At 69.5% G+C, this 15807-nt stretch carries 12 protein-coding genes; 9 read left to right on the forward strand and 3 right to left on the reverse strand.

Translation table 11 applies throughout. The features are described from left to right. Positions 1-28 precede the first annotated feature (28 nt). Together L3078_RS33435 and L3078_RS33440 are read left to right on the forward strand one after the other, a co-directional pair. Positions 29-787, forward strand: a complete 759-nt coding sequence (locus L3078_RS33435; protein WP_239757640.1) for a GNAT family N-acetyltransferase — start codon at positions 29-31, stop codon at positions 785-787. A 343-nt stretch (positions 788-1130) separates the two neighbouring features. Next, a complete protein-coding gene (locus L3078_RS33440) occupies positions 1131-3140 on the forward strand; it encodes an ATP-dependent DNA helicase (RefSeq protein ID WP_239757641.1) in 2010 nt (669 codons plus the stop codon). A 207-nt stretch (positions 3141-3347) separates the two neighbouring features. On the opposite strand, the gene lexA is transcribed toward L3078_RS33440, so the two are convergent. Beyond that, positions 3348-4124, reverse strand: coding sequence for a transcriptional repressor LexA (gene lexA / locus L3078_RS33445; RefSeq protein WP_045561107.1), 777 nt, complete (start codon positions 4122-4124; stop codon positions 3348-3350). A 538-nt stretch (positions 4125-4662) separates the two neighbouring features. Between lexA and nrdR the strand changes: the two genes are divergently transcribed. Continuing rightward, positions 4663-5226 (forward strand): transcriptional regulator NrdR, encoded by a 564-nt coding sequence (gene nrdR, locus L3078_RS33450; RefSeq protein WP_060883041.1) that lies wholly within the window; start codon positions 4663-4665, stop codon positions 5224-5226. A gap of 159 nt (positions 5227-5385) precedes the next feature. Then, entirely contained in the window at positions 5386-8283 is a 2898-nt protein-coding gene (locus tag L3078_RS33455; protein ID WP_239757642.1) for a vitamin B12-dependent ribonucleotide reductase, read from the forward strand. 90 nt (positions 8284-8373) lie between these two features. On the opposite strand, the gene L3078_RS33460 is transcribed toward L3078_RS33455, so the two are convergent. Continuing rightward, entirely contained in the window at positions 8374-8907 is a 534-nt protein-coding gene (locus tag L3078_RS33460) for a TerD family protein (RefSeq protein ID WP_239757643.1), read from the reverse strand. Positions 8908-9060: 153 nt separating this feature from the next. Between L3078_RS33460 and L3078_RS33465 the strand changes: the two genes are divergently transcribed. The 4 genes from L3078_RS33465 to L3078_RS33480 all read left to right on the forward strand — a co-directional run bounded on the left by L3078_RS33465 (position 9061) and on the right by L3078_RS33480 (position 13314). Continuing rightward, a complete protein-coding gene (locus L3078_RS33465; RefSeq protein ID WP_239757645.1) occupies positions 9061-9666 on the forward strand; it encodes a YdbC family protein in 606 nt (201 codons plus the stop codon). 123 nt (positions 9667-9789) lie between these two features. Further along, positions 9790-10449 (forward strand): histidine phosphatase family protein, encoded by a 660-nt coding sequence (locus L3078_RS33470; RefSeq protein ID WP_239757647.1) that lies wholly within the window; start codon positions 9790-9792, stop codon positions 10447-10449. A 12-nt stretch (positions 10450-10461) separates the two neighbouring features. Next, entirely contained in the window at positions 10462-11364 is a 903-nt protein-coding gene (locus tag L3078_RS33475) for an ADP-ribosylglycohydrolase family protein (protein ID WP_239757649.1), read from the forward strand. Between the two features lie 258 nt (positions 11365-11622). Beyond that, positions 11623-13314: a DUF4153 domain-containing protein gene (locus tag L3078_RS33480; protein ID WP_420864130.1), complete on the forward strand. Its 1692-nt coding sequence runs from the start codon at positions 11623-11625 to the stop codon at positions 13312-13314. Positions 13315-13411: 97 nt separating this feature from the next. Here the strand turns inward: L3078_RS33480 and L3078_RS33485 are convergent, their stop codons facing one another. Next, positions 13412-14962, reverse strand: a complete 1551-nt coding sequence (locus L3078_RS33485; RefSeq protein WP_239757650.1) for an MFS transporter — start codon at positions 14960-14962, stop codon at positions 13412-13414. A 171-nt stretch (positions 14963-15133) separates the two neighbouring features. Between L3078_RS33485 and L3078_RS33490 the strand changes: the two genes are divergently transcribed. Then, positions 15134-15748 (forward strand): TetR/AcrR family transcriptional regulator, encoded by a 615-nt coding sequence (locus L3078_RS33490; RefSeq protein ID WP_239757651.1) that lies wholly within the window; start codon positions 15134-15136, stop codon positions 15746-15748. Positions 15749-15807: the final 59 nt, after the last annotated feature.

Below are 15807 nucleotides of genomic sequence, written 5' to 3' on the forward strand. Positions count from 1 at the left end.
CACCCGATCTCCTGAGAGGAGCGTCGCCGTGTCTCCCACCGACGCGAGCACCGGCGCGAGCACCCACGCGAGCACCGACACCGGCACTGCGGCCCCCAGCAACGAGGACACACTCGAACTGCGCCTGACCGACGACTTCCTCGCGCTCCTGACCGAGGACCCCGACCCGTGCGGTGGCAGTACCGAGGCGGGGCAGGGGGGACTTCGGGCCAGTGGCGAGCTGCTCGACCACCTCGCGGACTGGGGGGCGGTCGTCACCCCGGCAGGCACCCTGCAGCTCGTCCCGGTGCGGCTCGAACGGGACCTCCCGCTGATCTCCCGCTGGATGAACGACTCGGCCGTGGATTCCTACTGGAAGCTCGGCGGAGCCGAGGACGTGACCGCGAACCACCTACGGACCCAGCTCGGCGGAGATGGCCGCAGCATTCCCTGCCTCGGACTACTGAACGGCACCCCAATGAGCTATTGGGAGATCTACCGGGCGGACCTCGACCCCCTTGCCCGTCACTACCCGGCCCGCCCGCACGACACCGGGATCCATCTGCTCATCGGACCCGTGGCCGATCGGGGGCGTGGTCTCGGCTCCACCCTGCTCCGCGCCGTCGCCGATCTCGTCCTGGACAGACGACCTTCCTGTGCCCGCGTCGTCGCGGAACCCGACCTTCGCAACTTTCCCTCCATCTCCGCTTTCCTCAGCGCCGGCTTCCGGTACTCCGCCGAGGTCGACCTGCCCGACAAGCGGGCCGCCCTCATGTGCAGAGATCGGCTGCTGCGCGATCTGATGTAGTTCCGATGTGGATCTGCTGTGACGCCGTCATATCTGGTACACCGCCCGATCCGATCCGGTTCCCGGTCGAGCCGACGCAATTCCCGGGCCCGGCGACCATCCCGTCCCGAGACGTCTCGTCCCGTGACCATCCGTCCCGTGTCCACCCCGCCCCGTCGAAGAGAACAGTCTTGATCCCGCCTCCCAGGCCCCACACGATGCCGCCTCCCAGGCCCCACACGATGCCGCGTCCCAGGACCCACACGATCCCGCCCCGCAGGCCCCATGGGACCCCGCCTCCCAGACCCCACACGTCCGCCGCGATCACCCGTTTGTCAGTGGTGACCCGTAGGGTGGTCGCGCTATGACGAAGCCCTCACTTCACGAACTCCTGCACGCCGCCGTCACCGCTGTCGGCGGCACGGAGCGCCCCGGCCAGGTGACCATGGCCGAAGCCGTCGCGGAGGCGATCGACGACGGCTCCCATCTGCTGGTCCAGGCAGGCACCGGCACCGGAAAGTCGCTCGGTTACCTGGTGCCCGCGCTCGCCCAGGGAGAGCGCGTCGTCGTCGCCACGGCGACCCTCGCCCTCCAGCGGCAGCTCGTGGAGCGGGACCTGCCGAGAACGGTCGACGCGCTGCACCCCCTGCTGCGCCGCCGCCCGGAGTTCGCGATGCTCAAGGGCCGGTCGAACTACATGTGCCTGCACCGGCTGAACGAGGGTGTGCCGCAGGACGAGGAGGAGGGCCTCTTCGACCAGTTCGAGGCGGCCGCGCCCAGCAGCAAGCTGGGCCAGGACCTGCTGCGGCTGCGGGACTGGTCGCAGGAGACCGAGACCGGCGACCGGGACGACCTCACCCCGGGTGTGTCGGACCGTGCCTGGGCCCAGATCTCCGTGTCCTCCAGGGAGTGCCTGGGCGCCACGAAGTGCGCGTACGGCGCCGAGTGCTTCGCCGAGATGGCCAGGGAGCGGGCCAAGCTCGCCGAGGTCGTCGTCACCAATCACGCGCTGCTCGCGATCGACGCCATCGAGGGCGCTCCGGTGCTCCCGCAGCATGAGGTCCTGATCGTGGACGAGGCGCACGAACTCGTCTCCCGGGTGACCGGTGTGGCGACCGGCGAGCTCACCCCGGGCCAGGTCAACCGCGCGGTGAAGCGGGCGGCGAAGCTCGTGAACGAGAAGGTGGCGGACCAGCTGCAGACCGCCGCCGAGGGGTTCGAGCGGGTCATGGAGCTGGCTCTGCCGGGCCGGCTGGAGGAGATCCCCGAGGACCTGGCGTACGTCCTGATGGCGCTGCGCGACGCCGCTCGCGCCGTGATCTCGGCGATCGGCAGCACCCGTGACAAGTCCGTCCAGGACGAGGACGCCGTCCGCAAGCAGGCCCTGGCGGCCGTGGAGAGCGTGCACGACGTGGCGGAGCGGATCAGCAACGGCTCCGAGTGGGACGTCGTCTGGTACGAACGTCATGACCGTTTCGGCGCGTCCCTGCGCGTAGCCCCCATGTCCGTCTCGGGTCTCCTCCGGGAGAAGCTCTTCGCGGACCGCTCCGTCACCCTGACCTCGGCCACGCTCAAGCTGGGCGGCGACTTCAACGGCGTGGGTGCGTCACTGGGACTGGCCCCGGAGGGCACCCAGGGCGACGACCTGCCGCAGTGGAAGGGCGTCGACGTCGGATCGCCGTTCGACTATCCGAGGCAGGGCATTCTCTATGTCGCCAAGCATCTGTCACGTCCCGCGCGGGACGGCGACCGTGCGGACATGCTGGACGAGCTCACGGAGCTGATCCAGGCGGCCGGCGGTCGGACGCTCGGGCTGTTCTCGTCGATGCGGGCCGCCCAGCTGGCGGCGGAGGAGCTGCGCGTCCGTATCCCCGAGTACCCGATCCTGCTGCAGGGCGAGGAAACACTCGGAGAGCTGATCAAGGGCTTCGCGGCCGACCCGAAGACATGTCTCTTCGGCACCCTCTCGCTCTGGCAGGGCGTGGACGTGCCAGGTCCCAGCTGTCAGCTGGTCGTGATGGACAAGATCCCGTTTCCCCGGCCCGACGACCCGCTGATGAGCGCACGCCAGAAGGCCGTCGAGGAGGCCGGCGGCAATGGCTTCATGGCCGTCGCCGCCACGCACGCGGCCCTGCTGATGGCACAGGGCGCCGGCCGCCTCGTCCGGGCGCAGGGTGATCGCGGTGTGGTCGCCGTACTGGACCAGCGGCTCGCGACCGCGCGGTACGGCAGCTATCTGAAGGCCTCACTGCCCGACTTCTGGTACACGACGGACCGCAACCAGGTCCGTAGATCGCTCGCTGCGATCGACAGTGCCGCCAAGGCGAGGGAAGAGGCGGAGAAGCAGGAACATGTGGTCGAAGCGGAGGCATGACGAACGGCCGGTGGCATGACGAACGGCCGGTGGCCTGTCCCCACGAACCATGGGGACAGGCCACCGGCCGTCATGCGCACGGGCTCGGCTTCGGGCCGCGAGGCTTCGGCGGACCCTGGACAGCCCAGGGCCCCGGAACCGGCGCAGTGGATTCCGGGGCCCGGATCAGGGGCGGGGACGGGCACGGGCGACCGTCCGCCGCTGGTGTCAGACGCGGCGCAGGACGGCCACCACCTTGCCGAGGATGGTCGCGTCGTCACCCGGGATGGGCTCGTAGGCGGCATTGTGCGGGAGCAGCCAGACATGGCCGTCCTCGCGCTTGAAGCGCTTGACCGTGGCCTCGCCGTCCAGCATGGCGGCCACGATGTCGCCGTTCTCGGCGACGGGCTGACGGCGGACCGTCACCCAGTCCCCGTCACAGATGGCGGCCTCGATCATGGAGTCGCCCACGACCTTCAGGACGAAGAGTTCACCGTCGCCCACCAACTGGCGGGGGAGTGGGAACACGTCCTCGACGGACTCCTCGGCGAGGATCGGGCCACCGGCGGCGATCCGGCCGACGAGCGGCACGTACGAAGCGGCCGGCTTGCCCGCCGTGTCCGTCGGCTGGGCCGAGGCCTGGTCGGAGCCGCGGACCTCGTACGCACGAGGACGGTGCGGGTCGCGGCGCAGGAAGCCCTTGCGCTCCAGCGCCATCAGCTGGTGCGCCACGGAGGACGTACTGGACAGGCCGACAGCCTGGCCGATCTCCCGCATCGACGGCGGGTATCCGCGCCGCTGCACCGAGTCCCGGATCACCTCGATGACTCGGCGCTGCCGGTCGGTGAGCCCGGAGCTGTCCGCCCTGATGCCTGGAGGTCGGCCGGGCAGGGCGCGCTTGGGCCCTTCATGGTTCGTGGCTTCGTTCATCGCATGCACCGGCTCGAGTCGGCTCTGGGAGCGGTCCTGGGCAGTGATGGTGGCACTGTCAGCGGTGGTGGTCACGTCGGCCCCTCTCGATGGTCTCCCGTGCAGCACAACGGTAGTTGCTTTCGAAAGGTTGCGCCAAACACACGTTCGAGTGAAAAACCGTGGATTGTCTGACGTGACCATGCGTCGGGGTGTAGGGCGGCGGCTCCGGCGGACAAAAGCATTGATTCCTGTACTCTTCACCGCCGAGGCGAGGGGCCTTGTGGGCCGCTGTCGTCGCGCGGCCCAGTCTGCCATCCGGTACCTCGTCGGCCGGGTACCGGCCCCGTTCTCGTGGCGTCCCCGCCGCGCCCGCGTCCGCTCCGCGACGGTTCGGACGCGCTCCGCGACGGACTCTCCGTCTGGCACATGCCGATACGTGCGCGACACGCGCGCCGTAGGGGGATTTACGTGCCAAGCCCTACATCTAGTGCTTGGATTGCCGCAACGGCCCAGAAGTTGTGGTCCCCCGGGTCCTCGGGCTCAAGGTCATCCCCTATGCTTGGGGCTGCTTCCGCGGGGCCCAAGTGGCTCGTGGGGCCTATTGAGTCGTGCTGTGAGGAGGGTTGGAGTTATGCACTGTCCCTTCTGCAGGCACCCCGACAGCCGCGTCGTCGACAGTCGTACGACGGACGACGGCACGTCGATCCGCAGGCGCCGCCAGTGTCCCGACTGCTCCCGTCGTTTCACGACGGTGGAGACGTGCTCGCTGATGGTGGTCAAGAGGTCCGGCGTGACCGAGCCCTTCAGTCGTACCAAGGTCATCAATGGCGTCCGCAAGGCATGCCAGGGCAGGCCTGTCACCGAGGACGCGCTCGCCCAACTCGGCCAACGGGTCGAGGAGGCGGTGCGCGCGACCGGAAGCGCCGAGCTGACCACCCACGACGTGGGGCTGGCCATACTCGGCCCCTTGCAGGAACTCGACCTCGTCGCCTACCTGCGGTTCGCGAGCGTCTACCGGGCGTTCGACTCGCTGGAGGACTTCGAGGCCGCGATCGCGGAACTCAGGGAAGAGCAGGGGAAGCGCCCCGACGCGAACGACGAGGGCGTCGTGAGCGTGGTCGAGGGGCGCGTGGAGGGTGACCGCGGGTCCGGAGGGGCCGCGCAGGTCCCGGTGCCCGCCAACGCCGCCGACTGACGGCGGGCCGCCCCGCCGGACCAGTGGGTCCGGACGACGGGCGGCGATCCAGACCTGTCGCGAACGGCTGTGTCAGCCGGGTCGCGACACAAGACAGAACACCGTGTCACGGGAACATCGTGGCACTTCAGGGCGTTTTCGCCCGTACAGGGAGGCGGCATGACAGAGACGGCGAGCGGTCCGGCACGGAGTTCCCGCGCCAAGGGCACCAAGGCGAGCAAGGGCCTGCGTATCGAGCGCATCCACACCACCCCCGGCGTGCACCCGTACGACGAGGTGGTCTGGGAGCGGCGTGACGTCGTCATGACCAACTGGCGCGACGGCTCGGTCAACTTCGAGCAGCGCGGCGTCGAGTTCCCCGACTTCTGGTCGGTGAACGCGGTCAACATCGTCACCAGCAAGTACTTCCGTGGTGCCGTGGGCACCCCGCAGCGCGAGACCGGCCTCAAGCAGCTGATCGACCGCATCGTGAAGACGTACACGAAGGCCGGCGAGGACAACAAGTACTTCGCCTCGCCCGCCGATGCCGAGATCTTCGAGCACGAACTGGCGTACGCCCTCCTGCACCAGATCTTCAGCTTCAACAGCCCCGTGTGGTTCAACGTGGGCACCCCGCAGCCCCAGCAGGTCTCCGCCTGCTTCATCCTGTCCGTCGACGACTCCATGGAGTCGATCCTCGACTGGTACAAGGAAGAGGGCATGATCTTCAAGGGCGGCTCCGGCGCCGGCCTGAACCTCTCCCGCATCCGCTCCTCCAAGGAGCTGCTCTCCTCCGGCGGCAACGCCTCCGGTCCCGTCTCCTTCATGCGGGGCGCCGACGCCTCCGCAGGAACGATCAAGTCGGGCGGCGCCACCCGCCGCGCCGCCAAGATGGTCGTCCTGGACGTGGACCACCCGGACGTCGAGGACTTCATCGCCACCAAGGTGAAGGAGGAGGAGAAGATCCGCGCCCTGCGCGACGCGGGCTTCGACATGGACCTGGGCGGCGACGACATCACGTCCGTCCAGTACCAGAACGCCAACAACTCGGTCCGGGTGAACGACGAGTTCATGACGGCCGTGGAGAACGGCACCGAGTTCGGCCTGCGCGCCCGGATGACCGGCGAGGTCATCGAGAAGGTCGACGCCAAGGCGCTGTTCCGCAAGCTCGCCGAGGCCGCGTGGGCCTGCGCCGACCCGGGCATCCAGTACGACGGTGTGATCAACAACTGGCACACCTGCCCCGAGTCCGGCCGTATCACCGCGTCCAACCCGTGCAGCGAGTACATGCACCTGGACAACACGTCCTGCAACCTCGCCTCGCTGAACCTGATGAAGTTCCTCAAGGACGACGGCCTCGGCCACCAGTCCTTCGAGGTCGAGCGCTTCGCCAAGGTCGTCGAGCTGGTCATCACCGCGATGGACATCTCCATCTGCTTCGCCGACTTCCCGACCCAGAAGATCGGCGAGAACACCCGCGCCTTCCGCCAGCTCGGCATCGGCTACGCCAACCTCGGCGCCCTGCTGATGGCGACCGGCCACGCGTACGACTCCGACGGCGGCCGCGCCCTCGCCGGTGCCATCACCTCGCTGATGACCGGCACGGCGTACAAGCGCTCTGCCGAACTGGCCGCGGTCGTCGGCCCGTACGACGGCTACGCCCGCAACGCGGATGCCCACAACCGCGTGATGAAGCAGCACTCCGACGCCAACGGCACGGCCGTCCGCATGGACGACCTGGACACCCCGGTGTGGGCCGCCGCCACCGAGGCCTGGCAGGACGTCCTCCGCCTCGGCGAGAAGAACGGCTTCCGCAACTCGCAGGCGTCCGTGCTCGCGCCGACCGGCACGATCGGCCTGGCCATGTCCTGCGACACCACCGGTGTCGAGCCGGACCTGGCGCTGGTCAAGTTCAAGAAGCTGGTCGGCGGCGGCTCGATGCAGATCGTCAACGGCACGGTCCCGCAGGCCCTGCGCCGCCTGGGCTACCAGGAGGAGCAGATCGAGGCGATCGTCGCCCACATCGCCGACCACGGCAATGTGATCGACGCCCCGGGCCTCAAGCAGGAGCACTACGAGGTCTTCGACTGCGCCATGGGCGAGCGCGCCATCTCCCCGATGGGCCACGTCCGCATGATGGCCGCGATCCAGCCGTGGATCTCCGGCGCCATCTCCAAGACGGTCAACATGCCGGAGACGGCGACCGTCGAGGAGGTCGAGGAGATCTACTTCGAGGCGTGGAAGCTGGGCGTCAAGGCGCTCGCGATCTACCGCGACAACTGCAAGGTCGGTCAGCCGCTCTCCGCGAAGACCAAGGAGACGGAGAAGGCGGAGATCACGGAGAAGGCCGAGGAGACGATCCGGGCCACGGTCGAGAAGATCGTCGAGTACCGCCCCGTCCGTAAGCGCCTCCCGAAGGGCCGCCCCGGCATCACCACCTCCTTCACCGTCGGCGGCGCCGAGGGTTACATGATCGCCAACTCCTACCCGGACGACGGTCTCGGTGAGGTGTTCCTCAAGATGTCCAAGCAGGGCTCGACCCTCGCGGGCATGATGGACGCCTTCTCGATCGCCGTCTCGGTGGGTCTGCAGTACGGCGTGCCGCTGGAGACGTACGTCTCGAAGTTCACGAACATGCGCTTCGAGCCGGCCGGTATGACGGACGACCCGGACGTGCGGATGGCGGCGTCGATCGTCGACTACATCTTCCGTCGCCTGGCGCTCGACTTCCTGCCCTTCGAGACCCGCTCCGCGCTCGGCATCCACTCCGCCGAGGAGCGTCAGCGTCACCTGGAGACCGGGTCGTACGAGCCGATCGAGGAGGAGGTCGACGTCGAGGGCCTCGCCCAGTCGGCGCCGCGCCAGTCCCTGAAGGCGGTCTCCGCTCCGAAGGCCGACGTCGACGAGGAGGGCGCCAAGCCCGCTCCGAAGCAGGCCCACACCAGCGCCGAGCTGGTGGAGATGCAGCTGGGTATCCAGGCCGACGCCCCGCTCTGCTTCTCCTGCGGGACGAAGATGCAGCGGGCCGGCTCCTGCTACATCTGCGAGGGCTGCGGCTCGACGAGCGGTTGCAGCTGATCTGAGCGCCCCCGGGCGCGAACCGGCGTGACAGGGCGGTGGAGCCGAAGCAAGGCTCCACCGCCCTCGGTCTGTTGTTCGGGTGGCGCGTCAGGCCCGGGGCGGGCCGCCCATGACACGGGCGAAGGTCGCCGGGTCCTCGTCGAAGCCGGTGATGCCGGGGTGGAACGTCCATTCGCCGGTGGTGTCGCGGACGAACTCGGCGACGGTCGCGGCCGTCGACCCGAGGACACCGCCGAAGTCGTCCTCCGCCAGGACGGTGTAGTCCTCACGGATACGCAGGGCGGGCTTGGTGACGTTGACGAAGGTCCTCGTGCCCGATCCCTGCTGTATGGCGACACCGATCACGACCCGGCCGTACCGGCTGTCGAGCCGGTTCAGCTCGACGGTCATGACCTCGTCCCAGCCGAAGCCCTGCCCGGTCTTGCTGTCGCGGTTGAGGGTGATGGTGCCGTCGGGCGAGCGGCTGTCGAAGTGCACGACATAGGCGGGCGCGCCGCTCGGATCGGCCGCCGAGTAGGTCGCCGCGACGATGTCGAGATCCGTCGGCGGCTGTCCGGCCGGACTCGGGTCCCACTTCAGCGACACCTCGACCTTGCGGATGCCCTTGTTGAGGCCGTTCAACAGAACTCCCTCCCCGTTCTTCTGTGCGTGCGGGCCGAACTGCCTGGCGGTCCAGGCCAGTTGTCCATCCTCGCATGCGCGCCGGGGCGCTCGCCCGGGTGCAACCGGCCGGAGAGTGACCGTCGCCACGTTCCGTGGCCTTACCATGGCGCGGTGCTGGTCAAGTGGATTCGCTGCACCGTGGTGGACCGCCGCGGTTTCGAGCGGGGGCAGCGAAAGTGGGCGGGGCTACTGGGGGAGCCGGGATTCCGTGGACAGGGCGGGGGTTGGAGCCGGGGGCGGGCCGGTGTGGCGCACATCTTCTCGTTCTGGGAGAGCCGTGCCTTCTACGACTCCTTCATGGCGCGCTCCCACGACCGGCTCGCCGCGTCGCAGTCGGGCACCTTCAGGGACATGCAGGCCAAGCTCTTCGATCACCGGTTCGATGTGAAGACCGGTTTCGAGCCGCGCTTCACGGACGCCGATCTGGTGCGGGTCGCGCACTGCCGTGTCCACGAGGAGCGGGCCGAGCACTTCGCGCTGATGCAGGAGAAGGTCTGGAACCCCGCGATGGCGGGCTCTCCGGGCATGGTGCGTGGCCTCTTCGGAGAGGCGCCCGCTCACGAGTTCATGATCCTTTCCATGTGGCAGTCGGCCGCGGAGCACGGCAAGTACCGCGTCGAACGCATCGAACGCCTGGCCCTGAGGGCCCAGATCGAGGCCGATGTCGCGGCCATGACCGGCGACATCGTGGAGCTGGAACCGAGCTGGACGGTGTGAGGGTCCGACTCGGGTGAGTTCGCGTCCCGGAGCCCAGGGCCGGTGTGCGGGACTTGTGTGACCTACGCCGTATGGCAGCCGGACGAGTGCTCGATCCGCCCTCGCGCCCTTTAGGGTCTTGGCATGGCACGACCACGGCGCATCATCCTTGTCCGACACGGCGAGTCAACGGGCAATGTTGATGACACCGTGTACGAGCGCGAGCCCGACCACGCCCTCGCCCTCACCGATCTCGGCTGGCAGCAGGCGGAGGAGACCGGCAAACGCATCCGCGACGTCCTCGGCCGCGAGCGCGTCAGCGTCTATGTCTCCCCCTATCGCCGGACGCACGAGACGTTCCAGGCGTTTCACCTGAACCCCGAGTTGGTGCGCGTGCGCGAGGAGCCACGGCTGCGCGAGCAGGACTGGGGCAACTGGCAGGACCCGGACGACGTACGCCTGCAGAAGGCCTACCGGGACGCGTACGGCCACTTCTTCTACCGCTTCGCGCAGGGCGAGTCCGGTGCCGACGTCTACGACCGGGTCGGCGGCTTCCTGGAGAGCCTCTTCCGCAGCTTCGAGGACCCCGACCACCCGCCGAACGTTCTGCTGGTCACCCATGGGCTCGCCATGCGTCTGTTCTGCATGCGCTGGTTCCACTGGACGGTCGCCGAGTTCGAGTCCCTGTCGAACCCCGGGAACGCGGAGATGCGGATGCTCGTTCTCGGGGAGGACGGCAAGTACACGCTCGACCGGCCGTTCGACCGCTGGCGGGACCCGGAGTCGTACGGGGCCACCAGTTAGAGTGGCAGGGCGATGACCGCTGACTCCTTTTCCACGGGCCGCCTGGAGCGCGCCCTGTCCAGCCTGCGCGGACTCGCGGTGGGGGACGCGCTGGGCTCGCAGTACTTCGTGCCCGTGAACTACCCGCTGCTCAAGCGCCGCGAGACCCCGTCCGGCCCCTGGCAGTGGACCGACGACACCGAGATGGCCTGCTCCGTCGTGGCCGTCCTCGCGGCCCACCAGCGGATCGACCAGGACGAACTCGCCCGCTCCTTCGCGGTGCACCACGACTTCGACCGCGGTTACGGGCCGGCGGTCAACCGCCTGCTGCGTCTGGTCCGCGAAGGCGGCGACTGGCGTGAGCTGGCCTCCGCGCTCTTCAACGGCCAGGGATCCTGGGGCAACGGCGCCGCCATGCGGATCGCCCCGCTCGGCGCCTGGTACGCGGACGACCCCGAGCAGGCCACCCACCAGGCGGAGATCTCGGCCTACCCCACGCATCAGCACCGCGAGGCCGTCGTCGGTGCCATGGCGGTCGCCGCGGCCGCCGCCCTCGCGGCCGACCCCGCCGGACCGCCGAGCGCCGGAGCCCTGCTCGACGGAGTCATCGCCCTTGTCCCGAAGAGTGCCGTCGGCGCGGGTCTGCGGCGTGCTCGGGACATGCTCGACTACGCCGACGCGGACACCGTCGCCGCCGTACTGGGCTGTGGACGGCGTACGACGGCGCACGACACCGTGCCGTTCGCGCTCTGGTCGGCGGCACGCGCCCTCGGCGACTACGAGCGGGGCTTCTGGACGACGGCCCAGGTCGGCGGTGACGTCGACACGACCTGCGCCATCGTCGGCGGAGTGGTCGCCTCCGGTAAGGCCGGGGCACCTCCCGAGGCGTGGACACGGCAGACCGAGGCGTTCCCGGACTGGCTCCAGGTGGGATGACCCGTCGGCGCCGGCGAAGGCGTCCGGGCGAAAGGACGTGCTGCCCCGGGCCCACCCACCCCAAGCGCCACAACTGTCACAGGAATGCCACAGTGCACTCCTCGGTCGGCCTCGTGCCTTCACCCGCGACATACCCTGTCCGCCACGCCGCCTGTTGATCATGACCGGACGCGGCGACGAGGTACCGGCCACGAACCTTCTGCCGCAGCCGCGCGCTGCGTACGGTGGGCGGTGAGGCCGGTCGGGGGAGGGGGTCCCATGTCCGACACACCGTCAGTACCGACCACACCGGAATCCGAAGGCCCGTCGCCGAGGGCTCGCGCGGGGACGGACAAGGACCGGCCGCGGCCGACAGGTCCTGCCGACGCCACAGCGGCGGGCAAGGCGGGCGGACCATCACCCCTACGGGGCGGACCCGCACCCGTACCTGCTAGACCCGCACCCATACCGGGCGGACCGCCGCCCGCGCCGCCCGGACTGATCGATTTCGCACCTGACGATCCCGCGCCGATCCGTACCGCGACCCTGTGGGCGGCCCTGGCCACCGGCCTGCTCAGCATGTTCCTGCTGGGCGACGGGCTGGCGGTCAACCTGGTCTTCGTCGCCGTGCCCGCCACGCTCGCCGTGTACTTCGCGGGCCGCCGGGCGGGCCGCCGTCCTCGCCCGTGGGCCCTCGTCTGGGGCGTCGGCGGGCTGGCTCTGCTGACCGTGCCCGCGCTGCGAGCCGCCGAGTGGCCCTCGTTCCTGGCCGTCGTCACCGCCTTCGCGGTGGGTTCGCTCGCCCTGCACGGCGGCCGCACCTGGCCGGCCGTTCTGCTCGGACCCGTCGGTGTCTTCACCTCGCTGGTCACCGGGGCGGCCTGGGCGTGGCAGGGCCTGCGCGAGCGGCTGGGAGGCGACCGGAGCCGTCTGGCACCCCTGCTGAGGGCGCTTGTCGTGGCCGCGGCCCTCCTCTTCGTCTTCGGCGCGCTGTTCGCCGGGGCCGACGCGGCCTTCGCCGATCTGCTCGGCGCTCTGGTGCCCGACGTCTCCGTGAACGACGGGCCCTGGAGGATCCTGCTGCTCGCACTGGGCCTGTTCGGGACCCTCGCGGCGGCCCGTACGGCGGCCGCACCGGCCAGGTGGGACCGCATCCAGGTGCCGGCGGTGCGTGCCCGCGGGCGCGTCGAGTGGGCGCTGCCCCTGGTCGGACTCGTCGGGCTCTTCGCCGTCTTCAACGCCGTCCAGCTCGCCGTGCTCTTCGGTGGCTACGACGCGGTCCTGAAGGAGACCGGCCAGACCTACGCCCAGTACGCGCGCCAGGGTTTCTGGCAGTTGCTCATGGCCACGCTGCTCACCCTGCTGGTCATCGTGGTCGCCCTGCGCTGGGCGCCCCGCACCCGGTCGAGTGACAGGACGCTCGTGCGCGGGGTACTGGGGACGCTGTGCGCGCTGGCGCTCGTCGTCGTGGCGTCCGCGGTGCGGCGTATGGACATGTATATGGAGGCCTACGGGCTGACGCGGCTGAGGATCTCGGTGCTGACCATGGAGCTCTGGCTCGGCCTGGTCATCGTGCTCATCATGGCCGCCGGTGTGTGGGGCGCCCGATGGCTGCCGCGTGCCGTCGCGGCCAGTGCGGCCGCCGTGGTGCTCGCGTTCGGGCTGGTGTCGCCGGACGGGCTGATCGCCGAGCGCAACGTCGAGCGGTACGAGACCACGGGCCGCTTCGACCTGCCCTACGCGCGCGGGCTGTCCGCCGACGCGGTGCCCGCCCTGGACCGGCTGGAGGAGCCCATGCGGTCGTGCGCGCTGTGGGACATCAAGGAGGAGCTGGACGAGCGGCAGCACGTTCCCTGGTACGCCACGAGCTGGGGCGAGGCCGAGGCCAGGCGCATCCTGGAGGAGCGTCCGCCGGTGGGGGACGCGAGTGGACCGGAGTGCGGTGAGCCGGGTCCGGAGTTCTACCGCTGAGAGTCGTCGCGGCCCACGCACGGCCGGACCGCGCCCTGGACTGGCGTGGACCAGGGCGCGGTCCGGCCGATGTGCGGCCACTTCCGTGATCGTCCCGTCAGCCTCCGGCGGTGGGTCCTGCCGTGCCGGAGAGGGCTTCCAGATCGCTCTTGCGGACCCTGATCACCAGGACGGCGGTGGCCAGGGCGAGTACGGCCATCGCGACAGCCGGTATGAAAGCCGTCGAGATGCCCTGGGAGAGCACCTCATGGCTCCAGGGAGCCGGCAACTGCTGGGTCTTTGCGAACTCGGCCTTCTGCGCGTCGGTGGCCTGGGCCATGAAGAGCTGGACCTGCTTCTCCGCCTCGTCACGACTGGCCGTACCGAAGACCGTCGTGAGGATGGACAGGCCGAGCGAGCCGCCCACCTGCTGCGTCACGTTGAGCAGACCGGACGCCGCGCCCGCCTCGTGGGGTGCGACCCCCGACACGGCGGTCAGGGTGAGGGTCACGAAGTTCAGGCCCATGCCGAAGCCGAACATCACCATCGGACCGAGCACGCCGCTGACGTAGGAACTGTCGGGGCTGATGAAGGTCTGCCAGGTCAGGCCGAGCACCACGAGCGTGGAGCCGACCACCATGAACGGCTTGGGGCCGAGCACAGGCAGGAACCGTTGTGACAGACCGGCGCCGGTGACGATCGCGACGGTCACCGGGAGGAAGGCCAGACCGGCCTCGATCGGGGTGTAGCGCAGCACGTTCTGCACGAACAGCACGATGAAGAAGAACATCCCGAACATCGCCGCCGCGAGACTCAGCATGATCACGTACGTGCCCGAGCGGTTGCGGTCGGTGAACATCCGCAGCGGGGTGATGGGCTCCCGCGCGCGCCTCTCGATGAGGCCGAACGCCAGCAGCAGGACCATCGCCGCCGCGAAGGAACCGATGGTCAGGCCGTCGCGCCAGCCCTCCTCCGCCGCGCGGATGAACCCGTAGACGAGCGAGGCCATACCGGCGGTCGAGGTGAGCGCGCCCGCGATGTCGAACCGTCCCGGGTGCCGCTCGGACTCACTGATGTACATCGGGGTGAGGACGGCGATCAGCACACCGATGGGCACGTTGACGAACAGCACCCACCTCCAGTCGAGCCACTCGGTGAGCATGCCGCCCGCGAGCAGACCGATGGCGCCGCCACCGGCGGAGACGGCGGCGAAAACGCCGAACGCGCGGTTCCGCTCCGGTCCCTCCGGGAACGTCGTCGTGATGAGCGCCAGCGAGGTCGGCGACGCGATCGCTCCACCGACGCCCTGCAGGGCTCGGGCCGCGAGGAGTTGCCAGGGTTCCTGGGCGAGCCCGCCGAGCAGCGAGGCGAGGGTGAAGACCAGGATTCCGGTCATGAACACCCGGCGTCGGCCGAGGATGTCACCGGCCCGGCCGCCCAGGAGCAGCAGACCGCCGAAGGTCAGCGTGTAGGCGCTGACCACCCATGTCAGGTCGGTGGTGCTGAACTTGAGCGCGTCTTGAATGTGCGGGAGGGCGATGTTCACAATCGTCGCGTCGAGTACCACCATGAGTTGGCAGGCCGCGATGACGGTGAGTGCGATGCCGGGGCGCCCCTCCCGGCGGGCGGCTCCCGGCTTCTGATCCTTAATCAACGGAGAGGTTGTCACTATGGGTCCCCCACAAGTGCCTTAGTGAACGCTCGCGTTCACTGACGCGTCCACGGTAGTGAGTCCCCCTTAGTGAACGCAAGCGTTCATTGAGTCGCCGCCGGGTCCGCGCGTCGTCCGTCCGCTTCCGCTTTCGGCACCCCCGCCCCCTGGCTCAACGGAGAAACACAGATGGTCACTTCGCGCTGGACGACCGCTCCCGCCCCGACGGTCTCCCCGCGCCGGCGCGGCGCCGTGCTCGAGCGCGCCATCCTCGACGCCGCGCTGGAGCAGCTCAGCACGGTCGGATGGAGCGGCCTCACCATGGAGGGAGTCGCCGCGGGCGCCCAGACGGGCAAGGCGGCGGTCTATCGCCGCTGGCCCTCCAAGGAGGACCTCGTCGCCGACGCGCTGCAGGCCGGGCTGCCGCGTTTCGAGGAGGCGCCCGACCTCGGGAACGTGCGCGAGGATCTGCTGGCGCTGTGCCGGCAGGCGCGTGAGGCGATGTTCTCCCGCCCCGGGTTCGCTCTGCGGTCGGTGATTCACGAATGCGACACCACCCAGGCCGAGCGCTTCCATGGCGTGATCATCGAGGGGGTCGTGCAGCCGACGGTCAAGCTGCTGCGCGAGGTCGTCGAGCGTGGAATCCGGCGGGGTGAGGTGCGGTCCGACGCGGCCAACAGCTATGTCTTCGACGCGATTCCGGCCATGATGATGTACCGCTCGAAGATGTGCGGGAGCGAATGGAGCGAGCGGGAGATCGAGGAGATGATCGACCAGTTGATGGTTCCGCTGCTGCGCCGATGAGGTGCCTGGGCGCAGTCGGGGAGAGGGGCGCGGTTGCCCCGGGAAACCTGGGTGTCGCA

The organism is Streptomyces deccanensis, from assembly GCF_022385335.1.
Taxonomy (GTDB): Bacteria; Actinomycetota; Actinomycetes; order Streptomycetales; family Streptomycetaceae; genus Streptomyces; species Streptomyces deccanensis.